Raw genomic sequence first — 24,580 nt, 5'->3', positions numbered from 1 at the left:
GAGTTTATTGGTATGTTTGTCCGCTTCTTTTAAAAAGTAAATAAGTCTTTCAAATAATTGTTTTTCACTCTCATAATAAAAACAGAAATTTAAATCTCCGCCTTCTCTGTCTTCATCTTGATCAATAAAATAATCGAGTAAAATATGTAGTCCTTGAATATAGGGAAAATAACCTTCTCTTATTATACTGGAATATTCCTTTTTAAAATCATTTCTCATCGCATAGGATACTAAACAAAAAATCCCTAAAGTCGACCCAGAGCATGCCGAAAATTCATACCAATCCATTTCAGGTAATCCATCTTTATATTGATGAAACATATTTTGTAATCTTTCAACTCTTTCTTCGACACATACATGCTTATGAATTTGCAGTTCACAATAATATTGACATAACTCAATTAAAAAAGGCTTTATCGCATCATAATGATCAATATTTGCTAATACAGACTGGCAAGTTTTTACTAATTTCTGTAAATACCCTCCATCATCTTGATCCTCGCGAAAACGATAATAATTTTTAGTTTCTGCTCCTATTGTCAAAGAATCCTTCATCGATTCATGCAATGCAGCAAAATCTTCTGGATCTAATGATGTACTCCTATCACAGAGATTATCCAAATAATCACTAATCGTTTGATATGCCACAATAAACTTTATTGCTTCTTCTTTACGGTGCAAGCTTAATAAAGCTAGTATAGATCCCCCTTCGCAATGAAAGGTTTTATGTTCAATGCTAGCTAGAGCTTGTTTTCTTAACTCCTCATTTGGAATGGACTTCGCCACATCTTTCCAATAAAATAGTTCACGATGAACATTTGGCATTACCTTTCGATATACCTGATTCATGAGAGAAAATGGATGGGAAGGTACAGACATGTATTTATTCACCTCAATCAACTATGTAACCAATTAACCGTAATCGATTTTCTACAAAATTTTTAGCATACTGAAATATATCTTCTCGTTCAGGTTCATTAAAAATTTCATGATAGCATTTTGACCATTCTTTATAACTTTTTTCCGATAATTTCACTTGATTAAACCATTCATTTACAGATGCCTTGCTCACAATTTTATCATCTCCGCCCAGCAGAACCAAAAGTGGTACATCAGGAAATTTTGAAATATTTGTGAAGGCAAGCTTCATTGCTTTTATTAGCTCACTGTACCATCTTACAGAAATTTTTGTAATATAAAGCGAATCATTAACGGCAGATTCCATTATTTCTTCATTTCTCGTAGACATTTGAATCATCAAAGGACTTTTAAAGCGTACTTCCGGAGCTATTTTATTTAAACCTGCGGCAAGGCTGCTTAAAATTTTGGATGGATATTCCACTAGTCCTAAACATGGTGATGATAATATCACACCGGCAATTTTTAATTTCATTTCTTGTAGTGTTCGAATAACAGCAAGTCCACCCATACTATGTCCAAATAAAAAGATAGGAACATCAAATTGATAAGCTGTTTGCACCCAATCTTTTATTTCAAATATATATTCGTCAAAGGAATCGATATGACCTCTATTCGATCTCGAAGTCATTCCTTGTCCTGGCAAATCTCCCATAATGACATGGTAGCCGGAGGAGCGCCACATTTCAATTAACCAGCTATAACGTCCGTGGTGCTCCATTGCCCCATGAACCATGACAATGACCGCTTTAGGAGCTTCATCCGCTTCCCATTTCCACATAGCTTCTTCCTCCCTTATCTTGTTGTAATATAATACCTATTATTTTACCCTATGTAAAAGGAAATCATCTCATATATTATATATCTTTTCTCAAAATCCGTATTGTTTTTTATAATAGTAATAAGAATGTCATAATTTATAACCAAGTAAAAAATGACAATTACAAAAAGGCGTTAACTTTTTCAGAAATTTGACGATGTAATACTTAGAATCTTTTCTTTTTTAGGTGGTAAAAATGAAGCAATTTATTTCAGGAATTTTATGTTTTCTTTTTCTCATTGGGACAGGTGTATTAGTATATGGGGTACGTGATTCAAAAGATTCTCTAGATTTCATTCAAAATGCAGCTACAGACAATATATCTAATCATCAATATGCTGTAATTAAAATCAAAGATAAAGTTTCGATTAATGCTCCTGTCTTTTCCCAATACCCTGAATTAAAAAGGGGCTGTGAAGTAACTAGCCTTGCCATGCTATTGCAAACCGCAGGGGTTCATGTTGATAAGCTAACACTCGCAAAAAAGATTAAAAAAGATCCAGCCCGAAGAGAATTTCGAAACGGAAAAATATATTTTGGTGATCCAAACAATGGTTTTGTAGGAGATATTTATTCCTACACCAAACCCGGTCTTGGTGTATATAATAAGCCTATTTATGAACTTGCTAATCAATATCTACCTGGTAAAATAATCAATCTAACAGGACATCCCTTTGAAGACTTGAAAATTTACCTTTCTGATGACCGTCCAATATGGGTAATTGTTAACACAGAATACCGTGAACTTCCATCTTCTTATTTCCAAACATGGCATACAAAAAATAGAAAAATCAAAATCACATTTAAAGAGCATTCCGTCTTGATTACTGGGTATGATCGCGACTATATTTATTATAATGATCCTCTAACAGGGAAAAAAAATAAAGCACCCAAAAAATCCTTTCAGAAGGCATGGGTGCAAATGGGAAGCCAAGCTATCACTTATGAAAAATAAGATGATACACTTGGCTATTTATTTTCTTTTAAACAGTAGCTTGTGCCACTCTCATTTTAAATTGCTTTTGAAAATCATATTTCTCTTCCAAATATACTGCATGCCAAATCATAAAGACAAGAACAGTCCAGATTTTTCGACTATGGTCTAATTTTCCTTGACAATGTTCTTCAAGTAAATTCAGTACATAATTTTTATTAATAATATGGTCAGTTGGACTCGTAAGAATAATTTCTTTCGCCCAATCATGCATTTCATCTTTTAGCCAATGTCTGATTGGAACAGGAAACCCTAATTTTTTGCGACTTAGCACATGATCAGGAACGATTCCTTCAGCCGCTTTACGAAGAATATATTTCGTTGTATCATTAGCCGTTTTCAGGCTAGTTGGAATGTTAGAAGCTACTCTAAATACCTCTTTATCCAAAAATGGAACGCGCAGCTCCAATGAATGAGCCATTGTCATCTTATCTGCTTTTAATAAAATATCCCCACGCATCCATGTATGAATATCAATGTATTGCATACGATCGACTGGATCATACCCAATTGTCTCAGAATAAAGCGGTTTTGTTATCTCAGTGTAGTTCAGACCTTGCTTGTATCTGGACAAAAGTTCTTTCTTTTCTTTTTCGGTATACATTTTGGCATTTCCAATATAACGTTCTTCCATTGGGGTGACACCACGTTCAATAAAGCTTTTGCCCTTAACACCTTCAGGAAGAATTTTAGCCAATGCTTTTAAAAGAGATTTTCCAACTGCAGGGATTTTATTAAATACTTCTAAAGATTGTGGTTCTCGGTAAATATTATATCCACCAAATAACTCATCTGCCCCTTCACCTGACAATACAACAGTAACATGCTTTCTTGCTTCCCTAGCAACAAAATATAAAGGAACACATGCAGGATCTGCAAGTGGATCATCTAAATGCCACATAATTTTTGGGAGCTCATTCATATACTCCTCTGGTGAAATTACATAGCTAATATTTTCTACCCCTAGCTTTTCAGCTGTTTCTTTTGCAACATCAATTTCACTAAACCCATTACGTTCGAAACCTACCGAAAAGGTTTTAATATTTGGATTATATTGTTTCGCCATGGATGCAATGATGGATGAATCAATTCCACCAGATAGGAATGATCCTACTGGTACGTCACTGCGCATATGGACATTAACAGAATCGAAAAGAACATCTCTAATTTCTTTTACAAATTCATCTTCTGACTTATGAATTGGTTTAAAGGATGCCTTCCAATAGCGTTTAATATCCAAAGGTTGTCCAAGCTTTTTCACAAAGTAGTGGCCAGGTTCTAATTTTTCGATCCCAACTGTCATCGTTTCAGGTTCTGGAACAAATTGATACGTCATATAATGCTGAACAGCATCATAGTTCAACACATCGTTTTCCATTGCTAATAAGATGCTTTTCTTTTCGGAAGCAAAAAAAGTTCGATTTCCTTCTTCTTTATAAAAAAATGGTTTAATCCCAAAAGAATCACGTGCACCTAGCAAGGATTGTTCTTGTTTATCCCAAATAACAAATGCAAACATACCGCGCAGCTTTTCAACTGCCTTTTCCTGATAATGACTGTATAGCGCTAGAATTACTTCTGTATCGGATGATGTTGCAAATGTTAAGCCTGCTTCTATCAATTCATTTCGTAATTCTACATAATTATAAATTTCCCCATTAAAAATGATCCAATATCTTTCATTTTCATATGTTAATGGCTGATGACCGCTTTCTAAGTCAATAATGCTTAGACGACGGAAACCAAACTGTATATGTTCATCCTCAAAAAATCCGTCATCATCAGGCCCACGATGGGTAATGATATCATTCATATTTTTAAATAGTTGTTTATCTGTATCACGAAGTTCAATTGATTTATCGTGTACACAACCTATAAATCCACACATTATGTATGTCACCTACTCCATTTTTTTAAACTACTTAACTAACAAAATCATACACCTTATACTATCATTTTTCATTTCATTTTTGCAGTAGCCATTTTACTTATATAAACAAATAATTATTTCCAACATGTTAATCTTGATAAAATAAATAAAGAGAGGTTACGAATAATATTCTGTAACCCCCCTCCATTCTAACTTATTTCGTAAGTTGACTTAAAACTTCAGCCTTATCTGTTCTCTCCCAAGGTAAATCTAAATCATTACGCCCAAAATGACCATATGCAGCTGTTTGCTTATAGATTGGACGTCTTAAATCTAACATGTTGATAATCCCTGCAGGACGAAGATCAAAATTCTCACGTACAGCAGCAATCAATTTATCCTCTTCAACCTTACCAGTTCCGAAAGTATCAATGGAGATTGATACCGGTTGGGCAACACCAATAGCATATGCTAGTTGAACTTCACATTTATCTGCAAGTCCTGCAGCAACAATATTTTTTGCTACATAACGGGCAGCATATGCTGCTGAACGGTCTACTTTTGTAGGGTCCTTACCAGAGAAAGCACCGCCGCCATGGCGTGCATAACCACCATATGTGTCTACGATGATTTTACGTCCAGTTAAGCCCGCATCCCCTTGTGGTCCACCAATAACGAAGCGTCCAGTTGGATTGATAAAGTATTTTGTTTGGTCATCAATTAATTCTTTCGGAACAACAGGACTAATAACATATTCTTTTACATTGCGTTGAATTTGCTCTAAGCTAATTTCAGGATGATGCTGTGTTGAAATAACAATTGTATCAATTCTTACCGGTTTTCCGTTTTCATCATATTCAACCGTAACCTGTGTCTTCGCATCAGGGCGTAAATACGGAAGGATCTCCTCTTTACGAACCTCTGAAATTCTACGTGCAAGTTTATGTGCTAAAGAAATTGGCAATGGCATTAATTCCTTTGTTTCATTACATGCAAAACCGAACATTAATCCTTGATCTCCTGCACCGATTGCTTCGATTTCTTCTTCGGACATTTGACCTTCTCTTGCTTCTAACGCTTTATCGACACCCATTGCAATATCTGCAGACTGTTCATCAATAGAAGTTAGAACCGCACAAGTTTCTGCATCAAATCCGTATTTTGCGCGTGTATATCCAATGTTTTTAATGGTTCCACGAACAATTTTTGGAATATCAACATATGTGCTAGTAGTAATTTCACCTGCCACTAGGACAAGTCCTGTTGTAACCGATGTTTCACATGCTACCCGTGCGTTAGGATCCTTTGCTAAAATCGCATCCAATATTGCATCGGAAATTTGATCACATATTTTATCCGGATGGCCTTCGGTAACGGACTCAGATGTGAATAAATAACGTTTGTTTGTCATCTTTTTTCCTCCCTTTTATGGTTATGATTACTCTATATTTACGCCTCACGGTACTCCTGCCCTAATAGTATGAAATAATCAAAAGAATTTATCCTTGATTCTTTCAATATGCTCGTTCGAAAGACTTACTTCCATGATTCCAGCACTAAATCTATTGGTTTGGACGTATTAACTAAATAAAACCTTTCCTATTATAAAACTTGAGGAAAGGTTTACATCCGTTTTTTACGCCTTTCACTCTTATCGTTCAAGGATTTTACCTTGCTACAGGTTAGCACCTTTGCTTTTAAAGTGTTATAAAAATGAGTTGCTAAATTATGTATCTCTCATTTTTATAGAAAATCGGTAAAAGCTGGTTGCTGGGTTTCGTAGGGCCTGTCCCTCCACCATCTCGGGATAAGAGTATCCGTTCAAGGTAAAATCATACTTAATTTGCTACATCGTGTCAACAGTTTCATGCATTTTTTTATATTCATTATAGAATGTCATAAATCCGAATAATGCTGATCAATTCTACAATAATAAGGTTATATATTATAGAAAGAAAAAGGATAAAATGTTAACATTTTGTGTATTTGAAAAATAAGCTTATATAGTATAGACTAATTAAATAATTGTGTTATACTATTTAACATAACCGAAAAATATAAATTCTTTAATAAAGGATGGTAACGCATTCATGAATTCAATAAGTTTATCTAGAGAATTAGGCGAATTATTAAACGGAAATAATGTCTATACTCAATTATCAGTTCCTCGTTTAGTCGAAAAGGTATTAGCACGTAAAGAAGGAGTCTTAACATCAACTGGCGCCGTTCAGGCTGAAACCGGAAAATATACTGGGCGTTCCCCTAAAGATAAATTTATTGTTGAAGAACCTTCCGTCAAAGACAAAATTGATTGGGGTTCTGTCAATCAGCCAATATCTGTAGAAGCTTTTGATAGACTTTATCATAAGGTTATTTCCTATTTAGAAAGGCAAAATGAACTTTTTGTATTTAAAGGATTTGCTGGTGCTGATGAAAAAACTCGTCTACCTATTCAAGTTGTAAATGAATATGCATGGCATAATTTATTTGCACATCAGCTATTTATCCGCCCAACAAAAGAAGAATTAGCAACTCATGATGCACAATTTACAGTTTTATCGGCTCCAAATTTTAAAGCGGACCCACAATTAGATGGGACAAAATCAGAAACTTTTATCATCGTATCTTTTGAACGCCGAGTTATTTTAATTGGTGGAACGGAATATGCAGGTGAGATGAAAAAGTCGATTTTCTCGATTATGAATTATTTATTGCCTGAGGCTGGAATTTTGCCAATGCACTGTTCCGCGAATGTAGGTGCTGAGGGAGACGTAGCGTTATTCTTCGGACTTTCTGGAACGGGAAAAACAACTTTATCCGCAGATCCTAATCGTAAGCTAATCGGAGATGATGAGCATGGCTGGTCCGCAAATGGTGTTTTCAACATTGAAGGTGGCTGCTATGCAAAATGTATCGGATTAACTCGTGAAAAGGAACCGCAGATTTATGATGCGATTACGTTCGGTTCGGTATTAGAAAATGTAATGGTAGACCCTGAAACACATGAAGCTATTTATGATGATAACACACTAACTGAAAATACACGTGCGGCCTATCCAATTCAATCGATTGAAAATATTATTCAACCAAGTATTGCTGGGCATCCGCAAACGATTGTGTTTCTAACAGCTGATGCATTTGGTGTATTACCGCCAATTAGTAAATTAACGAAAGAACAAGCAATGTACCATTTCCTTAGTGGATATACATCGAAACTTGCAGGAACAGAGCGTGGAGTAACGGCTCCTGAAGCAACGTTCTCCACATGCTTCGGTGCACCATTCCTACCACTTCCTGCAACGGTCTATGCAGATATGCTCGGGAAGAAAATCGATGAATATGGTGTTGATGTATTTCTAGTTAATACAGGATGGACTGGCGGAGAATACGGTGTCGGTTCCCGTATGAAATTAAGTTATACACGCGCAATGGTTCAAGCTGCATTAGAAGGTGAATTACACCATTCTGAAACAGTTAAGGATGAAATCTTTGGTTTAAATATTCCATTGCATGTTCCAGGAGTTCCAGATGAAGTTTTATTACCAAATAAAACTTGGACTAACCAAGATGAATATGTACAAAAAGCAAATGAACTATCCGAAAAATTCCAAGTCAATTTCCAAAAATTCAAAAATGTAGACAAGGAAATTGAAGTATTAGGTGGACCGGTAAAATAATTAGAAAAGCAGAAGGTCCTAGCTCATCAGCGTAGGAGCTAGACAAAAAAGGGTGACCATTAGTGGTTACCCTTTTAGTTTGTAGAATTTAATGATATGAGCTGATAAAAAATTGTTGTTTTTTCATTCTCCCATTCCACTTTATGAATAACAGCAGTTCCGCTTGAATCACTTTCCATTGTCCGTCTAACATCAATTGGAATGTTAATTGGATATAATCGATACCCCGCTTTTTCTAAAATAAACAAATTTTCATCAAGTCGCTTTTCATTCCCTTTTGTTACAATCAACGTATTTAATTCTAAAGGCATTCCCATTTATATTTCTCCTTTACCTTATCAAACTTTTCTTTTATTTTATCATGTCATCGCTTGTTTTTTCATCCAAGAACATAATTCCGAAACAATTTGTCGGTTTATTGCAGGTGGAAAATAATGTGTGTAATTTGGAAAATACCATGTTTCCACTTGTTTACCGAGTGTATTTAAGCGGCTTTCTAATCTTTTGGCATGCTCAAAGGATACATTTTGATCTTTTTCCCCATGGACAATCAACACTGGTGACTCCATCTCTTCTAAGAAGAATAATGGTGTTCTCTCTTTATATCGGTCTGGATATTTCGCAGGTGTTCCCCCTATCACCCGTTTCATCATCCTACGTAAATCTTTTCGTTCTTCATATGTTAATTCCATATCCGAAACACCGCCCCAGGTTACGATAGATGTTGCTTCCTTTCGACGGATGGCGGTGTGCAGCGCCATCACTCCTCCTCTTGAAAAACCAAACACATGGACACGATTATTTTTGACACGGGGATGATGTTTTAGTAGATCAAAAGCTGAATAAGCATCCAAACGATCATCACCACCAAAGTCCTCATATCCCTCTCCTCCCCTATTTCCTCGATAAAACGGTGCAAATACGATAAATCCTTCACATGCAAATTGACCAATTCTTGCAGGTCTTACCATTCCGACATTTTTAATACCACCTCGTAAATATAAAAAACCATCATATTGCCTTTCATCAAATGGTTCTGCAAGCAGTCCTTTCACTTTTAAACTTCCGGATAAATAGGTTAGCAGATACATCTTAATCATTGGATTTGGCGAAGGAAATGGAATTTTTTCTATAATATTCATGAAACACCTCTTAAACGTCCAATAGTCAATTACCACCATTTCTCACCTTCAATCAGCCCAGCTATTTAAAAATGGAACTGTTTTTTATATAGGCATTCACACATTTTTATTAAAATCATACGATATGTAACAAATCAAAAATAACCGTATGCCAAAGGGAGGTCTATGAATGAAAAGGTGGCTTAAAATTAGCTTTTCTCTTTTATTAACATTCATTCTGCTATTTTCTTTAGGAGCCTGCCAAAAAAAAGAAGGGCTTAAGAAAGTTCGCGTCGCAGAAGTTACTCGCTCTGTTTTCTACACACCTCAATATGTAGCGATTCAAAAAGGTTTTTTTAAGGATGAAGGCTTAAACATCGATTTAAAAACAACCGCTGGCGGCGACAAAACAATGACAACATTATTATCAAATGGAGCAGATATTGCTCTAGTTGGTTCCGAAACTTCTATCTATGTTCATGCCCAAGGCAGTGACGATCCTGTGATTAATTTTGCACAATTAACAAGAACGGACGGAACCTTCCTTGTCTCTCGAAAAAAAATCGATAACTTTTCATGGGATCAATTAAAAGGCTCCACCTTTCTAGGTCAAAGAAAAGGCGGTATGCCGCAAATGGTTGGAGAATATGTCTTGAAAAAACATGGTATCGATCCTCATAAGGATTTGAAACTTATCCAAAATATTGATTTTGCAAATATTGCTAATGCATTTGCCTCTGGAACAGGAGATTTCGTTCAATTATTCGAACCTACAGCATCTATCTTTGAAAAAGAAGGCAAAGGATATATCGTTGATTCCTTTGGTAAAGAATCAGGGAATGTCCCATATACCGATTATATGGCAAAACAGAGCTACATCAAAGCAAATAAAGATACGATTGAGAAATTTGTCCGTGCCTTATATAAAGCGGAAAAGTGGGTAAAGGATCATGATGCAAAACAGGTGGCAAAGGTAATTCAACCTTTCTTCGAAGATACTGACATTGATATATTAGCTTCTTCTATCGAACGTTATCGCAGTCAAGGTTCATTTGGTACTGATCTAGTTTTAAGTGAGGATGGCTGGAATCACCTTCAAGATATTATGAAGGAAGCTGGGGAATTACCGAAAAGTGTTGACTATAAAACACTTGTCAATACATCTATTACAAAAAAAGTGATTCAAGAATAAGGAGGTAAACGGATTAATGAGCTTCCTATCTGTAGAAAATGTCCACCATAGTTACTTTACACCAAAAACAGCTACGGATGCTTTAAAAAACATCAGTTTTACTATTCAAGAAGGGGAATTTATTTCTCTTCTTGGTCCAAGCGGCTGCGGAAAAACGACGATGCTATCGATTCTTTCCGGTCTTATAAAACCAACTGAAGGCAATGTTTTTATAGATGGGGTCGAACCGAACACATTTAATTCATCTATCGGATATATGTTACAGCAGGATTATTTATTTCCATGGAAAACAATCGAAGAAAATATTTTACTCGGCTTAAAGCTTAATAAGCAATTAACGAACAAATCGAAGGAAACTGCATTGAATTTCCTGAAAGAAATAGGTTTAGAAGGGGTTGAGAAACAATATCCCCGGCAACTCTCTGGCGGTATGAGACAAAGAGCTGCCTTAGTAAGAACAATGGCGATAAATCCAAAAATCCTTTTCTTAGATGAGCCTTTTTCCGCACTTGATTATCAAACAAAACTAAAACTGGAAGATCTTATTTTTGAAACATTAAAGTCATACAAAAAAACAGCCGTATTAGTTACACATGATATCGGAGAGGCAATTTCCATGAGTGACCGAATTTTATTATTTGCCGCTAAGCCAGGGCGTTTATATAAAACCTTCAGCGTACCTGAAGAATTAAGAGTAATAAGACCTTTTGAAGTAAGAAATAACGAAGCATACTCTGGATTATTTCAGGAAATTTGGAAGGAGTTGGAGTCCCTTGAAGCCCAAAAATAATCCAAATTTCCTTTACCATCAGTATTTAAACAATATAAAAATGGAGAAAAGATGGATTCGTTTTTATCAATTAATTATTTTAATAGTGTTTCTAGCCCTTTGGGAGATTGCAAGTCGTCTAAATTGGGTGAATCCTCTCATTTTTAGTTCTCCGTCGAAAATATGGATATTATTCATGAATAAGATTCAAGATGGCACTATATTCAGTCATATTGGTGTAACGGTATTTGAAACCATTATGGGATTTGTGCTAGGTACTTTTTTTGGTACATTGTTAGCGGCAATTCTTTGGGCATCACCAAGATTATCAAAGATTTTAGACCCTTATCTCGTTATTTTTAATGCAATGCCAAAGGTTGCTCTTGGGCCAATTTTGATAGTCCTCTTTGGTCCGGGATTATCATCAAGTATTGCGATGGGAATTATTATTTCCGTCATTATTACGACTATCGTGATTTACACCTCATTTCGAGATGTAGATGCTAACTATTTAAAAGTATTACAAACATTTGGAGCTTCCCGTTATCAAATATTCAAGGAAGCCATTTTGCCAGCTTCCTTTCCTACTATTATCTCAACATTAAAAGTAAATGTAGGTTTATCATGGGTGGGGGTAATTGTTGGAGAATATTTAGTCGCTTCAAAAGGATTAGGCTATTTAATCATTTATGGATTCCAAGTCTTTAATTTTACGTTAGTAATGCTATCCCTCATTATAGTGGCAATCATTGCAACCATTATGTATCAATTAGTAGATCTACTAGAAAAGAAACTTATTAAGGATTCATAAGAAAAGCGCAAGTGCCGCAGCTCTAGCGTACGGATAAGTGAAATCCGCTAGCTGATAGGCGCTAGTGAAATTTGAAATACCAATTTCACTTGGGGCTAGACAGATATAGGTCAGGGGTGCTAATAAAATCAGCACCCTATTTTCCATTATTTTGATGTAAAATCCTTTAAAATTCCAATGCTCTCTATATGTTTCTTTGCATCATCATCCCCTAAGTCATACAGCATTTGATAAGCGCGAAGTAAATTTTCATCGGAGATATCATTTGGACGGTCATGGTGATATTCTAATGCAGGAATATGGGACCGAAGAAATCCTACTGTATCCGCATCATAATTTGAATCGAATATTTGCCTTAGACGTGTTATTTCCTCATCTGTTGCTTCTATTTTAAAATTCCAAACCGAGTCAGCTATACTTCTTGAGATCTCTCCGCTTCCAAGGTCTACATAATATGTGTGCTTATTTGCTTCCATATCTATTCCCACCTCAATATGTTTTTCCTTACATATGTATCGTTTCCCACAAAACTACTTAAAATATTCTTATCAATTCTTTTTTCGTTGAGGCTGTTTTTTCATAAATTGTTGCTTTTCGTAAATATTTTATATGATTTAGTATCGGCATCTTTTCTTAAAAGGACTACCCAATCTAAATCTGAAAGAAAAATTTATGAAATTTATGCTTACAAAAACAACAATGTTTAAGAAAAGAGCCTTCGTAGAAAATAAAGGAGTGTTCTTAGTTGAGATTAGTGGACGAGCTTTATGAGATATATCGTGACAAATTAACAGGTGATGAAGAAGATTTAGATATTATTGCACTAGCGGTTGTTGAAAATAACAATCGTCAGGAGCTATTAAATATTGTGAGTGAAATGACAGAATATGAATTACACTATTTCATTAGCATGTATTTAACGGATACATTAAAAGAAAAATTTGCACAAACAGCAGACGATATCCATTACACGAATCACTCTAAATACCTGCATTAATTTTTATTTAATAAGATTCAATTCCTGTTCACAATCTAGACAGAATTACTGTAAAAAACATGGTAATATAAACATATAGAATCGAAAAAAGGGGTATAGTCAATGTTAATATTCATTTTAATAGTATCGCTTATCATTATTGCTGTGATAATGGCCGCTGCTGTTATTACAACATCAAAAGCATACTCAATTAAACATACAGTAGATCCAATAGAAAATAATCCAAATATAAAAACAGAAGTGAAAGAACCATCCGATGCTTAGGACGGTTCTTTTGACTTTTTTTCATATAAAGAATAATCTAAAGAAAAAAATGAGGATGTATTGATATCCATGTTTAAATATATTTTTATTTTGATCATTCGCTTTTATCAACTTGTTATATCTCCGATAAAGCCACCTACATGTCGATTTTACCCTTCATGTTCTTCGTACGGTCTAGAATCCATCAAACGATTCGGTGCCATACGTGGTGGTTACTTAACCATTAAACGAATTCTAAAATGCCATCCTTTCCACCCTGGCGGAGTAGATCCTGTCCCTACTAAATGGCCGTCAAAGCATAAAGAAAATGAATAACTGCTTTTCTTCCGTGAATCGAGTTGATTCCCATAAACCGAAACTTCCTTTGATTCCCATCATATTTTCATACCGCTAACAAACAATAAAGGATGTATCATCATTTTTCATTAAAAGAGGTGGTATAAAGATGGCAAAGGATGTACTATGTGAAGTAAATAATTGTCACTATTGGAAAAATGGAAATCAATGCGCCGCAGATCAAATTTATGTGGTAAGTCAAAAAGGTACTGAAGCTAAAAATCAAGCTGAAACAGATTGTAAGACATTTAAACCAGAGGGGAACTGGTAGAAACAAATGCGAAAGCGCCTTGCACATCGACTAGCCTATAGTCAATGTAGCTATTAGCAACATGATTATATGATATAACGAAAAGAAATCGGCTCACTCGCCGATTTCTTTTCTCTAGTAACGATATGTTTCATGGAATAAAGTAACTTCCTTTAAACGGATTTTGTTCAATTCAAAACCAATACCATTTTGTTTGGGAGCTGCTATTTCACCGTTCACTACCTTTATTTCCGGATGGATAATATCCTGTTCCCAATATCTGCTGGAAGAGGATATATCACCTGGTATTGTAAAACCATTTTTCGTTGCTAATGCAATATTATGGGCTTTCGAAATGCCGAACTCAATCATTCCGCCACACCAAACCTTAATATTGTTTTCTACGCACAAATCATGGATTTGCATAGCGTTCCATAAACCACCGACACGACCAATCTTTATATTGATAACACCACAGCTTTTTAAATAGATGGCACTTTTAACATCGTGAAGTGACACAATACTTTCATCCAAACATATTGGAGTTTGAATTTCCTTCTGTAAATAAGCATGTTCGACTATATCATCTATTCCCAGTGGCTGTTCAATCATTAATAAGTCAAATTCATCCAAAGCTTTTAATGCCTGAACATCCTTTAATGTGTAGGCAGAGTTTGCATCAACCATGATATCAAGATCTGGATAGTGCTTTCGTATCTCTTTTATTAGGCTATAATCATGTCCGGGCTTGATCTTCACCTTTACCCTTTTATAACCTTCCTGAAGAAACATAGATATGTTTTCAATTGCTTCTACTGAATCCTGTGTGCCAACAACCACGCCTGCCGGTATATGCTCTCTAACCCCACCTATTAGTTTCCATAAAGGCATCTCTTGTTGTTTTGCATACAAGTCCCATATTGCCGTTTCAAGCCCTGCTTTCGCCATTTGATTCCCACGAATAGTTTCAAAGCGTTCTGACACTTCTTTTGGATGATTAAAGGGATAATTAAGAACCAATGGGAGTAATATATCCTTAAGCATATGGAAGGATGTCTGAACGGTTTCTTCCGTATACCAAGGTGTAGAAAAGGCAACTGCCTCCCCAATTCCAATCGTTCCATCATCATCTCTTACCTCGACGATAATTCCTTCTCTCTCTATCACGGTGCCAAGCGCTGTTGAAAATGGCGTTTTTAATGGCATTTTTATAATGTGTAATTGAACTTCACATATCTTCATATTTCGATATCCTTTGGAATAATCTCTTTTAACTTTCTTCGCAGTAATTTATTGGATGCATTTCTTGGTAAAGATTTCATTGTAAATATTTTTTTCGGTATTTTATATTTAGCTAATCTTTGTTGGCAAAAAAGTATTAGCTCCTCTTCTTGTATCGGATTATTTAATACAACAAATCCAATTGGAACCTGTCCCCATGCAGTATCTTCTATTCCTGTTACTCCTGCTTCCGTGACGAATGGATGTGCCAATAACACTTCTTCAATTTCAGCTGGATATATATTTTCGCCACCTGATATTATCAGGTCTGAACGGCGATCCATTACATATAGATACCCTTCTTCATCCACATATCCAATATCTCCTGTGCTTAGCCAACCATCGTTAAAGCTGTTTCTATTTGCTTCAGGACGATTTAAATAACCTATTGTTACATTTGGACCCTTCACGACAATTTCCCCTGGCTTAAATGGCACACTCTCATGACCGTCCGCAATGATTTTTAACTGTGCTGGAAAAAGTGGTTTCCCTGCAGAGCCAAGTTTTTTCAAACTGTCTTCTGGTGCCAACGTAACGATTTGTGAAGAAGTTTCCGTCATTCCATATGACTGAAAGACAGGAATCCCTTTTTCGGCACATGCTTCTAAAAGTGGGCGTGGAGCCGGCCCTCCTCCCAGCAGCATACAGCGAAATTTCGGATGATATCCTTTTCCAATTAATGAATGAACCATTCTCTGCAACGTCGTTCCAACTACAGACATAATCGTTATTTTTCCTGATTGTAATAAAATATTCGCTTTTTCTTCGTTGAAATGTTCCATTAAATATACAGGGATCCCATAAATAACACTTCGCATTAAAATGGATAACCCGCTGATATGAAATAAAGGGACTGTGCATAGCCAGGCATCATCATCTCTTATTCCAAGATTAAGTGCCGAACCAATTGCGCTCCACCAATGATTTCCGTACGTTTGTAATACACCTTTTGGATGACCTGTTGTTCCAGATGTATACATAATAGAGCAAACATCTGTTAACCGATATTCTTTGACAATCTCTATCTCGTTTTTCGGTAATTTTTCTATTTCAGAAATTGATTTAATATCAGTTTCTCCATATAGTTGAAGAATATCATGTTGTACATTTTCGAATTCATGATCATATATTAATAACTTTGCTTGACTATCCTTTAATTGAAAAACCATTTCCGACGGTGTTAATCGATGATTAATAAATACAGCCTTGACACGCAACTGTTGTAAAGCATGGATCATAAACACTGTAGAGGGACGATTTTTCAATAATAAAGCAATTGTATCTTCTTCCTTCATTCCTAAGGAAGAGATTTTCCGAGAAAGATCTTTCACCTTTTCAAACATCTCTGCAAAAGTCCATGTTTGCTTTTCAAAAACAAGTGCATACCGATTCGGTGTTAAAAAAGCACGCTGCATTAAAAAATTGGGAATGTTAGATTCCAATCAGATCACCTTCATTTATTAGCACAATATTTTTTCCTATGTAAAAAGCTTGATGGTAGTCCACCAAGCTTTATCTATTTTTGTTTATGTCTAGCTATAGCGTCTATCAGCTAGCAGATGAACAAGGCGCTTCCGCTTTTCGATCAAGGGAAACGTGGGAATTGTCCGAAGTCTGGATTACGTTTCTCTTTAAATGCGTCACGGCCCTCTTTTGCCTCATCTGATGTGTAGTATAAAAGAGTTGCGTCTCCACCTAACTGTTGCAAACCAGCTAAACCATCTGTATCTGCATTGAAAGAAGCTTTTAAGAAACGAAGAGCAGTCGGGCTTTTCTCTAGAATTTCATCACACCATTTGACTGTTTCTTCTTCCAGTTGTTCTAATGGAACAACCGTATTTACCAATCCCATATCCAACGCTTCCTGGGCATTGTATTGACGACATAGGTACCAAATTTCTCGAGCTTTTTTGTGACCAACAATTCTAGCTAAATATCCCGCACCATAACCTGCATCAAAAGATCCTACTTTCGGTCCTGTTTGACCAAAGATTGCATTATCAGCTGCGATTGTAAGATCACAGACAATATGTAGGACGTGGCCACCGCCAATAGCATAGCCTGATACCATCGCAATAACTGGTTTTGGAATAAAGCGAATTAATCTTTGTAAATCAAGCACATTCAAACGAGGAATATTGTCATCACCAACATATCCACCATGACCACGAACTTTTTGATCTCCACCAGAACAGAATGCTTTATCTCCTGCACCAGCTAATACGATAACACCAATTTTACTATCGTCACGGGCATAAGCAAAAGCATCAATCATTTCTGCTACGGTTTTAGGAGTAAATGCATTATGTACATGAGGACGGTTAATGGTTACTTTCGCAATCCCATTATACGTTTCATATAAAATTTCATCATATTTTCGTTCAGCAATCCATTCTACTGCCATTATAAATCCTCCTTATTTTGTTTTTTACTAGCTAGTAAAATGCTTTCTAGCACTGTAAAAATTATCGTAAACCTTATTTAATTCTGTGGTTTTGCCAAAAACTCCATTACTATTGTACCAAACTTTTTTGGACTTTCCACATGAATTGCATGTCCCACATCCGGAATTGTTAGCCATTCAGCATTTGTCAGCCTTTTTTTCATTTCAAAAGCAATTTGACAAAATTTCAAGTCAAATGCTCCAGTTACTAGTAAAACTGGCATATGTAAGTTGTTTAAAGTGCTCCACCATGACGGTTGACTCCCAGTCCCCATTCCTAAAAGACTATTAGCTAGTCCCAGCGGATTACATGACAGCCTTTGTTCTCTTATTTCCTTTTGAACAGCGATGTCGAGAGATTTTTGTGTTTGAAATAGCGGAATATTGGTCCAATAATCCACAAATGACTCTATCCCCTCATTCAGGATTTTATCCGCTAATAATTTGTCTTGCATTCTTCTTGTTTTGCGATCTTCTTCATGAATTAGTCCTGGTGACGCACTTTCCAAAATTAATTTTTTCGTCATCTTCGGATATTTTTGAGCAAAAGTTAACGCTAATCTTCCGCCCATTGAGTATCCAATGATAGAAGCATTGTTAAAAGCTAATTTATTCAATATTTCTTTTAAATCATCAGCTATTAATTCTATATCGTAACGTTCAGGATTTTTAGGACTTTCTGACAGGCCATGGCCTAAAATATCAACAAGAATGACTTTATAATGACCTATTAATTGATCAGCAAGAAATCGCCATGTTGTTATATCACCAGTAAATCCATGCAATAAAACAACTGGTTCTCCTTCGCCTAACACTTCAACATAGTACCTGGCGTCAAGGATTTTCATTAACATGATAAATCCCCATCCATTAGATTGTTTATTTCTAAAGATACACGATCCCACATTTTTCGGTGTATCTGGACATTTTTTTCACGATCAGTTGGTACCTCTATTACATTCAATCCTGAGGTTTCATTAGCTAATTTAATGGAGTTTTCGAACTCCATCCAATCTGCTACCTTATGATAATTTCCGCCATACATTTTAATGGCATATTCAAACTCTAAATCAATCGGCGTTCCAAATAAATTTTCAAAGTTCTTGGAGGAACTAGCTTGGGGAAGAAATGAAAAGATTCCTCCACCATTATTATTGATAACAATAATCGTAATATTTAATTGTTGCATTTTCGCAGCTAAAAGGCCATTCAAGTCATGGAAAAAGGAAAGATCTCCAATAAGTAAATATAAATGTTCTGCATAGACGCTTGCACCTATTGCACTGGATACGACACCATCGATACCATTGGCCCCCCGATTAGCCATCACACGGATATTTTTTTGATTAAAGTGGAAGAATGTATCAACATCCCTAATCGGCATACTATTCCCAACAAATAGTGTACTATTGCTTGGCAATAATTTAGCTAGCTCATGCACTACTTTTCCCTCGTCCAATTCCTGGATATCTTCTACTATTTGTCTAACAATATGCTTAGTATTCTCATTTAATCTTTGCCACATTTGAAGCCATTGAATATTCGGTTCCTTGTTCCATTTTGAAGATAAGCTTTCGCAAAATAAAACTTCGTCTGCGTGGATCATCTCTGTCCCCATTTTAATAGGGTCTCTCCAACCACTTCCACTATCTACAATATAATGGTGAACATTTTGTACCTTTTTAAGGAAAAGGGTTAATGGCTTTGATACCGGCATTGCTCCAAAGCGAATAATGACTTCAGGAGAAAGTTGATCTACATGTTTGCTATTCTTTAAAATTGTGTCGTAATTATCTATAATTGCCACACCACTATGTGTTCCACTCCTAAGCTGGGATAAAGGGTCTGCTAGTATAGGATATCCTAACCTATTAGAGAGCTCTAGAACAGCTTGTGTAAAGTCGTGGTCATCCATTACACCACAAATAATTAAGCCTTTTTGGTGCTTTTCTATTTCAAGTACAAATCTTTCTATTTCACCAACTGGAAGAGCTAATTTCCCTTGATTACTTTTCACCGATTGTTTTCTCTTTTCAAATGGTGATGGTTCCAGCCTAGGAATTAACGGCTCTCTAAAAGGGAAATTCAAATGTACTGGTCCTGCGGGTGCCTGTAAGGAAATATTAACAGCTCTTGAAGCTGTTGTTTTTACAAAATAGAGAAGCTCTTCGCTTACATCTGGAATAGACATTTCCAGAAACCATTTAACATGATTTCCATACAAATGAATCTGATCAATCGTCTGTGGCGCGCCTATATCCCTCAATTCATGCGGACGATCAGCTGTTAAAACAATAAGCGGCACCCTTGAAATTTTAGCTTCAATGATTGCTGGATAATAATTTGCTGCAGCAGTCCCAGATGTGCATAAAAGCGCTACTGGTTTTCTTGTTTGCTTTGCCATTCCAAGTGCGAAAAAAGCTGCAGATCGTTCATCAATGTTAATATGGTATTTGAGATCTGGATGTTCAGCAATCAACATTGCTAAAGGGGTTGATCTAGAACCAGGACTTATTACAACATCCTCGACACCATTAAAGACCAACTCCTGAATAAAATCTGCTAAATACCTCGTTAGTATGTCTTGTTCATTCATCATCTTTTCCTCCTAATGCACGAAGCATAGGACGAAATTTAATTTTAGTTTCTAAATATTCATCCTCTGGGTTTGAATCCGCTACGATTCCGCACCCAGCATAAATAAATGCTTCATTTCCTTTTATTAAGCCTGATCTAAGGGCCACAATAAATTCACCATTACCACAATAATCCATCCAACCAATTGGAGCTGCGTACAACCCTCTATCCATGTTTTCAACATCTTTTATCACGTTTATTGCATCTTGTTTCGGTGATCCACCAACTGCTGGTGTTGGATGAAGGGATTCGACCAAGTGAAGAAGGGACGTTTCCCTTTTTGCTTTCCCTTTCACTGGTGTATAAAGATGCTGAATATCTCTAGTTTTCATTAAAATTGGTTCGGTTGGAATGTATATTTCTTCACAATATTTTTGGAAAACTTCCGCAATCATGGATACTACTAGCTGATGCTCTTCCCTGTTCTTTTTGTCTTCCATTAACATTTTTCCAAATGCTTGGTCTACATTGTCATCCTTACCTCTTTTAATAGATCCAGCTAAACATGTTGATAAAATATTTTCTCCAATTTTTTTTACTAATCTTTCAGGCGAAGCGCCTGTAAAACAGTGATTTCCGTACCCAAATGAGAAAATATAGCTTTCCTGTTGCTGTTCAAGCAAGCTCTTTAGAATATTTTCAGGCATAATTGTATGATTGAATATCAATTTCATTTTTCTTGCCAAAACAACCTTATCTAAATAACCATTTTTTAAAAGTGAAATGACGCTAGAAACGGATTCTTTCCATTTATTCGGATGGATTTCTTCTTGGCTTACTATTTCCGAGTCTAGTTCTATGCTACGCTCAGATTTATATATTACATTCATTTTCCATTGTTCCATTTGTTTAAGCAAGGATATATCATTTTCCGAATGAACGATTGAATTAACCGTTAGAAAACATCCATTCTCTTTTATCGTGAGCATTACTTCTGGAACATAAAAGAGAGCATTTGAAAGATCTTCCCATTCAGGTTCGTTTGAATTGGTAGGGTCGAATGTAAATCCACCAAATAGCAAGGGACCTGTACCTGGTTCGTTAGTTGGATTATATATGGAAGCGTTTTCCACAATACTTTCCCATTTTTTCTCTACATAGTGAAATCTTTCATCTATAAGCTCAGAGTTTATTTGAAGAACATTCCCTGAACCAATTAAAATTATATCATTTTGAGGGTCTTTCCAATAAAAATTGTCTTTGCTATTGTGGGTATTAGATGCATAATATGCAGGAGGGTATGGAAGTTCAATTGATTCTGTATAACTGAATAAAATCTCTTTATTTTGTACTTTAGCTTTTTCTATTGTCATTTCTAATTGTTTTTCTAAATGTTTCACTTCAATCTCCCCCAAGACAATTACATCATTACATAAATTCAAATATTCTATTGGACAAATTTCAAATTCATCCATCCTTTAAGATACACCTCAAACAGATTCGAGTCAATGTTAGTGCCGTTTTGTATCTATCCTTTCCTATTATATATACTTTGAAGCGATAAATCAGGATTTAAATAGATGTATCATTAAGATAAAAAGGAATAATTTCACTTCAATACATATAAAAATTCATTGACACCACCTTCTCCTTTACCTACACTTTAGATTGTAATGTTTTGTCTAATTTTTATTTATACAAGGAACGAATATAAGGGAGAGACTTATAATGAGTAAACATTCTTCACCAACTCTAGAACGAGATCGCGGTTGGCGAATATGGTGGCAATTAACGAGACCACATACATTAACAGCTGGTTTTGTGCCTGTTTTTCTAGGAACTGCACTTGCATTGCATTATTCAAATCTTAACTTTGCATTATTTATCGCAATGCTCATCGCGTCCCTTTTAATACAAGCAGCAACAAATATGTTCAATGAGTACTATGATTATAAAAGAGGCCTAGACAATGAGCATTCTGTAGGTATAGGCGGAGCCATCGTTAGAAACGGTGTCCAACCAAAAACAGTATTGAAATTAGCTTTCATATTTTTTGGAATTGCTATTCTTTTGGGAGTTTATATTTGTATTAATACCACGTGGTGGATAGCAGTTATCGGAGCTGTTTGCATGCTAATTGCCTATTTATATACAGGTGGTCCATATCCGATTGCATATACACCTTTTGGTGAATTTCTATCAGGGTTCTTAATGGGAGTCATCATTGTTCTAATTTCTTTTTACATTCAAGTAAGAGAAATCACTGCAGACAGTATTTTAATATCTATACCCATTATGATTCTTATTGGGGCAATTATGTTGTCCAATAACATTCGCGATCTTGATGGTGATAAAGAAAACGGACGTAAAACGGTAGCGATTTTAATCGGACGTAAAAAAGCAATAAATCTATTAGCTGCCATGTTCACTGTTTCGTATGTTTGGATTATAGCTTTTATTTTATTTGGTGGCGCAACTCCATGGCTTCTATTAATATTGATAAGTATTCCTAAACCTATTACTGCTGTTAAAGGTTTTATCGGAAAAACAGAGCCAATTCAAATGGTTCCTGCTATGAAGGCTACAGCACAAACCAATACATTTTTTGGACTACTGCTATCGATCGGTTTAGTTATTGCACATTTCTTATGATCCACATAAAAAGACTTCATTCCATTCGGAGTGAAGTCTTTTTTAATGTGCTCGCTTTACTTTGTTGCATTCAAAATTTATTAATCTCGTGAATATAACGTATAATCTCGCGATTTTATTCATTAATCTCGCGAAAATGGCAGCTAATCTCGCGAATTTACTACTTAATCTCGCGAATTAGTTCTTTATACCTACTTCCGTCATATAAAAAAAGAATTTCTCCTATTAAGAAATTCTTTTTTTATTTAAGTATGACCCGTACGGGATTCGAACCCGTGTTACCGCCGTGAAAGGGCGGTGTCTTAACCGCTTGACCAACGGGCCGTAAATAATGCCTATGGCGGAGAAGGAGGGATTTGAACCCTCGCGCCGGTTACCCGACCTACACCCTTAGCAGGGGCGCCTCTTCAGCCACTTGAGTACTTCCCCAAATAAAAAATGGCTCCGCAGGTAGGACTCGAACCTACGACCGATCGGTTAACAGCCGATAGCTCTACCACTGAGCTACTGCGGAACAATAATGGAAAGTTATTTTGCTATTGCAAAAAACTCTGGTGGGCCTAAATGGACTCGAACCATCGACCTCACGCTTATCAGGCGTGCGCTCTAACCAGCTGAGCTATAGGCCCATTATGTAATTTGAATTTGGAGCGGGTGATGGGAATCGAACCCACGACAACAGCTTGGAAGGCTGTAGTTTTACCACTAAACTACACCCGCTTAATATAATGGGGCGACTAATGGGAATCGAACCCACGAATGTCGGAGCCACAATCCGATGCGTTAACCACTTCGCCATAGCCGCCATAATAAAAATTCATTGATGTAAATTCTAGACAAAAATGGTGGCTCGGGACGGAATCGAACCGCCGACACAAGGATTTTCAGTCCTTTGCTCTACCGACTGAGCTACCGAGCCTTAATAATTACTGTTACAAGTCAAAAAAATAAAAATGGCGGTCCGGACGGGACTCGAACCCGCGACCTCCTGCGTGACAGGCAGGCATTCTAACCAACTGAACTACCGGACCATTTTTATTATATTGCGGGGGCAGGATTTGAACCTGCGACCTTCGGGTTATGAGCCCGACGAGCTACCGGACTGCTCCACCCCGCGTCGATAATAAAATATTAAATTTGCCATATACCATATTTAAATTATATGGCGGAGGAAGAGGGATTCGAACCCCCGCGCGGTTTAACCCGCCTGTCGGTTTTCAAGACCGATCCCTTCAGCCGGACTTGGGTATTCCTCCGAATTATATGGTGGACCTTGTAGGACTCGAACCTACGACCGGACGGTTATGAGCCGTCTGCTCTAACCAGCTGAGCTAAAGGTCCATGATCATTTTATGGTAGCGGCGGAGGGGATCGAACCCACGACCTCACGGGTATGAACCGTACGCTCTAGCCAGCTGAGCTACGCCGCCATAAAATTAATATACTATTGGTGGAGCCTAGCGGGATCGAACCGCTGACCTCCTGCGTGCAAAGCAGGCGCTCTCCCAGCTGAGCTAAGGCCCCAATTTAGATAATGGTCGGGAAGACAGGATTCGAACCTGCGACCCCATGGTCCCAAACCATGTGCTCTACCAAGCTGAGCTACTT

At 36.5% G+C, this 24,580-nt stretch carries 23 protein-coding genes, 13 tRNA genes and 1 riboswitch; of the genes, 10 read left to right on the top strand and 26 right to left on the bottom strand.

Going from position 1 to position 24,580, the window contains the following annotated elements; all coding sequences use genetic code 11:
• Positions 1-879, bottom strand: an 879-nt coding sequence (locus AC3WJF_RS20215; RefSeq protein ID WP_492455424.1) for a tetraprenyl-beta-curcumene synthase family protein, incomplete at its 3' end; no start/stop codon positions are given.
• Between the two features lie 13 nt (positions 880-892).
• On the bottom strand, positions 893-1,699 hold the full coding sequence (locus AC3WJF_RS20210) for an alpha/beta hydrolase (protein WP_492455422.1): 807 nt from the start codon (positions 1,697-1,699) through the stop codon (positions 893-895).
• A 235-nt stretch (positions 1,700-1,934) separates the two neighbouring features.
• Here AC3WJF_RS20210 and AC3WJF_RS20205 point away from each other — a divergent pair, with 235 nt between their 5' ends.
• Complete coding sequence (locus tag AC3WJF_RS20205; protein ID WP_492455420.1) at positions 1,935-2,693, top strand: C39 family peptidase; 759 nt, start codon at positions 1,935-1,937, stop codon at positions 2,691-2,693.
• A gap of 28 nt (positions 2,694-2,721) precedes the next feature.
• Here AC3WJF_RS20205 and asnB read toward each other — a convergent pair whose 3' ends face one another.
• Positions 2,722-4,620 (bottom strand): asparagine synthase (glutamine-hydrolyzing), encoded by a 1,899-nt coding sequence (gene asnB / locus AC3WJF_RS20200; protein ID WP_492455418.1) that lies wholly within the window; start codon positions 4,618-4,620, stop codon positions 2,722-2,724.
• A gap of 196 nt (positions 4,621-4,816) precedes the next feature.
• On the bottom strand, positions 4,817-6,013 hold the full coding sequence (metK, locus tag AC3WJF_RS20195; protein ID WP_492455416.1) for a methionine adenosyltransferase: 1,197 nt from the start codon (positions 6,011-6,013) through the stop codon (positions 4,817-4,819).
• A 237-nt stretch (positions 6,014-6,250) separates the two neighbouring features.
• Positions 6,251-6,416, bottom strand: a riboswitch (SAM riboswitch).
• Positions 6,417-6,692: 276 nt separating this feature from the next.
• On the opposite strand from metK, the gene pckA reads away from it, so the two are divergent.
• On the top strand, positions 6,693-8,279 hold the full coding sequence (gene pckA / locus AC3WJF_RS20190; RefSeq protein WP_492455414.1) for a phosphoenolpyruvate carboxykinase (ATP): 1,587 nt from the start codon (positions 6,693-6,695) through the stop codon (positions 8,277-8,279).
• A 74-nt stretch (positions 8,280-8,353) separates the two neighbouring features.
• Here pckA and AC3WJF_RS20185 read toward each other — a convergent pair whose 3' ends face one another.
• On the bottom strand, positions 8,354-8,596 hold the full coding sequence (locus AC3WJF_RS20185; protein ID WP_492455412.1) for a DUF2584 domain-containing protein: 243 nt from the start codon (positions 8,594-8,596) through the stop codon (positions 8,354-8,356).
• Between the two features lie 42 nt (positions 8,597-8,638).
• Complete coding sequence (locus AC3WJF_RS20180) at positions 8,639-9,421, bottom strand: alpha/beta hydrolase family protein (protein WP_492455410.1); 783 nt, start codon at positions 9,419-9,421, stop codon at positions 8,639-8,641.
• Positions 9,422-9,590: 169 nt separating this feature from the next.
• On the opposite strand from AC3WJF_RS20180, the gene AC3WJF_RS20175 reads away from it, so the two are divergent.
• The 3 genes from AC3WJF_RS20175 to AC3WJF_RS20165 are packed head-to-tail and all read left to right on the top strand — an operon-like array spanning position 9,591 to position 12,172.
• The gene (locus tag AC3WJF_RS20175) at positions 9,591-10,592 is read left to right on the top strand and encodes an ABC transporter substrate-binding protein (protein ID WP_492455408.1); all 1,002 of its coding nucleotides are present in this window, start codon (positions 9,591-9,593) and stop codon (positions 10,590-10,592) included.
• Between the two features lie 16 nt (positions 10,593-10,608).
• Positions 10,609-11,382 carry an ABC transporter ATP-binding protein gene (locus AC3WJF_RS20170; RefSeq protein WP_492455406.1) on the top strand — a complete coding sequence of 258 codons (774 nt, stop codon included), beginning with the start codon at positions 10,609-10,611 and terminating at the stop codon, positions 11,380-11,382.
• Positions 11,383-11,422: 40 nt separating this feature from the next.
• Entirely contained in the window at positions 11,423-12,172 is a 750-nt protein-coding gene (locus AC3WJF_RS20165) for an ABC transporter permease (RefSeq protein ID WP_492455432.1), read from the top strand.
• A gap of 146 nt (positions 12,173-12,318) precedes the next feature.
• Here AC3WJF_RS20165 and AC3WJF_RS20160 read toward each other — a convergent pair whose 3' ends face one another.
• On the bottom strand, positions 12,319-12,648 hold the full coding sequence (locus AC3WJF_RS20160; RefSeq protein ID WP_492455404.1) for a hydrolase: 330 nt from the start codon (positions 12,646-12,648) through the stop codon (positions 12,319-12,321).
• A gap of 278 nt (positions 12,649-12,926) precedes the next feature.
• Here AC3WJF_RS20160 and AC3WJF_RS20155 point away from each other — a divergent pair, with 278 nt between their 5' ends.
• The 4 genes from AC3WJF_RS20155 to AC3WJF_RS20140 all read left to right on the top strand — a co-directional run bounded on the left by AC3WJF_RS20155 (position 12,927) and on the right by AC3WJF_RS20140 (position 14,040).
• Positions 12,927-13,169, top strand: coding sequence for a DUF6154 family protein (locus tag AC3WJF_RS20155; protein ID WP_492455430.1), 243 nt, complete (start codon positions 12,927-12,929; stop codon positions 13,167-13,169).
• Between the two features lie 102 nt (positions 13,170-13,271).
• Positions 13,272-13,433: a YtzI protein gene (gene ytzI / locus AC3WJF_RS20150; RefSeq protein ID WP_492455402.1), complete on the top strand. Its 162-nt coding sequence runs from the start codon at positions 13,272-13,274 to the stop codon at positions 13,431-13,433.
• A gap of 69 nt (positions 13,434-13,502) precedes the next feature.
• Positions 13,503-13,748, top strand: coding sequence for a membrane protein insertion efficiency factor YidD (gene yidD, locus AC3WJF_RS20145; RefSeq protein ID WP_492455400.1), 246 nt, complete (start codon positions 13,503-13,505; stop codon positions 13,746-13,748).
• A gap of 130 nt (positions 13,749-13,878) precedes the next feature.
• A complete protein-coding gene (locus AC3WJF_RS20140; protein WP_492455398.1) occupies positions 13,879-14,040 on the top strand; it encodes a DUF1540 domain-containing protein in 162 nt (53 codons plus the stop codon).
• A 114-nt stretch (positions 14,041-14,154) separates the two neighbouring features.
• Here the strand turns inward: AC3WJF_RS20140 and menC are convergent, their stop codons facing one another.
• The 6 genes from menC to AC3WJF_RS20110 form a co-directional block, all read right to left on the bottom strand.
• Positions 14,155-15,261, bottom strand: coding sequence for an o-succinylbenzoate synthase (menC, locus tag AC3WJF_RS20135; protein WP_492455396.1), 1,107 nt, complete (start codon positions 15,259-15,261; stop codon positions 14,155-14,157).
• Positions 15,258-16,742 carry an o-succinylbenzoate--CoA ligase gene (locus AC3WJF_RS20130; protein WP_492455394.1) on the bottom strand — a complete coding sequence of 495 codons (1,485 nt, stop codon included), beginning with the start codon at positions 16,740-16,742 and terminating at the stop codon, positions 15,258-15,260. Before AC3WJF_RS20130 ends, menC begins: the two co-directional genes overlap by 4 nt.
• A 143-nt stretch (positions 16,743-16,885) precedes the next feature.
• Positions 16,886-17,704 carry a 1,4-dihydroxy-2-naphthoyl-CoA synthase gene (gene menB / locus AC3WJF_RS20125; protein WP_492455392.1) on the bottom strand — a complete coding sequence of 273 codons (819 nt, stop codon included), beginning with the start codon at positions 17,702-17,704 and terminating at the stop codon, positions 16,886-16,888.
• Positions 17,705-17,781: 77 nt separating this feature from the next.
• Positions 17,782-18,591 carry a 2-succinyl-6-hydroxy-2,4-cyclohexadiene-1-carboxylate synthase gene (menH, locus tag AC3WJF_RS20120; RefSeq protein WP_492455428.1) on the bottom strand — a complete coding sequence of 270 codons (810 nt, stop codon included), beginning with the start codon at positions 18,589-18,591 and terminating at the stop codon, positions 17,782-17,784.
• On the bottom strand, positions 18,591-20,339 hold the full coding sequence (menD, locus tag AC3WJF_RS20115) for a 2-succinyl-5-enolpyruvyl-6-hydroxy-3-cyclohexene-1-carboxylic-acid synthase (RefSeq protein WP_492455426.1): 1,749 nt from the start codon (positions 20,337-20,339) through the stop codon (positions 18,591-18,593). The genes menH and menD overlap by 1 nt, the downstream gene beginning before the upstream one ends.
• Positions 20,332-21,720, bottom strand: a complete 1,389-nt coding sequence (locus tag AC3WJF_RS20110; protein WP_492455390.1) for an isochorismate synthase — start codon at positions 21,718-21,720, stop codon at positions 20,332-20,334. Before AC3WJF_RS20110 ends, menD begins: the two co-directional genes overlap by 8 nt.
• Before the next feature lie 328 nt (positions 21,721-22,048).
• Here AC3WJF_RS20110 and AC3WJF_RS20105 point away from each other — a divergent pair, with 328 nt between their 5' ends.
• Positions 22,049-22,972, top strand: a complete 924-nt coding sequence (locus AC3WJF_RS20105; RefSeq protein WP_492455388.1) for a 1,4-dihydroxy-2-naphthoate polyprenyltransferase — start codon at positions 22,049-22,051, stop codon at positions 22,970-22,972.
• Positions 22,973-23,224: 252 nt separating this feature from the next.
• On the opposite strand, the gene AC3WJF_RS20100 is transcribed toward AC3WJF_RS20105, so the two are convergent.
• The 13 genes from AC3WJF_RS20100 to AC3WJF_RS20040 form a co-directional block, all read right to left on the bottom strand.
• Positions 23,225-23,296: transfer RNA gene (locus AC3WJF_RS20100), tRNA-Glu, on the bottom strand.
• 14 nt (positions 23,297-23,310) lie between these two features.
• A tRNA-Ser gene (locus AC3WJF_RS20095) sits at positions 23,311-23,401 on the bottom strand.
• 10 nt (positions 23,402-23,411) lie between these two features.
• Positions 23,412-23,486, bottom strand: a tRNA-Asn gene (locus AC3WJF_RS20090).
• Between the two features lie 38 nt (positions 23,487-23,524).
• Positions 23,525-23,601: transfer RNA gene (locus AC3WJF_RS20085), tRNA-Ile, on the bottom strand.
• 17 nt (positions 23,602-23,618) lie between these two features.
• Positions 23,619-23,692: transfer RNA gene (locus tag AC3WJF_RS20080), tRNA-Gly, on the bottom strand.
• A gap of 9 nt (positions 23,693-23,701) precedes the next feature.
• Positions 23,702-23,777: transfer RNA gene (locus AC3WJF_RS20075), tRNA-His, on the bottom strand.
• A gap of 38 nt (positions 23,778-23,815) precedes the next feature.
• A tRNA-Phe gene (locus AC3WJF_RS20070) sits at positions 23,816-23,891 on the bottom strand.
• A gap of 35 nt (positions 23,892-23,926) precedes the next feature.
• Positions 23,927-24,003: transfer RNA gene (locus tag AC3WJF_RS20065), tRNA-Asp, on the bottom strand.
• A gap of 12 nt (positions 24,004-24,015) precedes the next feature.
• Positions 24,016-24,089, bottom strand: a tRNA-Met gene (locus tag AC3WJF_RS20060).
• Between the two features lie 46 nt (positions 24,090-24,135).
• Positions 24,136-24,228: transfer RNA gene (locus tag AC3WJF_RS20055), tRNA-Ser, on the bottom strand.
• Positions 24,229-24,236: 8 nt separating this feature from the next.
• A tRNA-Ile gene (locus AC3WJF_RS20050) sits at positions 24,237-24,313 on the bottom strand.
• A 12-nt stretch (positions 24,314-24,325) separates the two neighbouring features.
• Positions 24,326-24,402 (bottom strand) — tRNA-Met (locus AC3WJF_RS20045).
• Positions 24,403-24,420: 18 nt separating this feature from the next.
• A tRNA-Ala gene (locus AC3WJF_RS20040) sits at positions 24,421-24,496 on the bottom strand.
• Between the last annotated feature and the right edge of the window lie 84 nt (positions 24,497-24,580).

The organism is Heyndrickxia sp. FW510-T9 (assembly GCF_058781025.1).
This window is presented reverse-complemented; position numbering and strand designations above follow the sequence as displayed.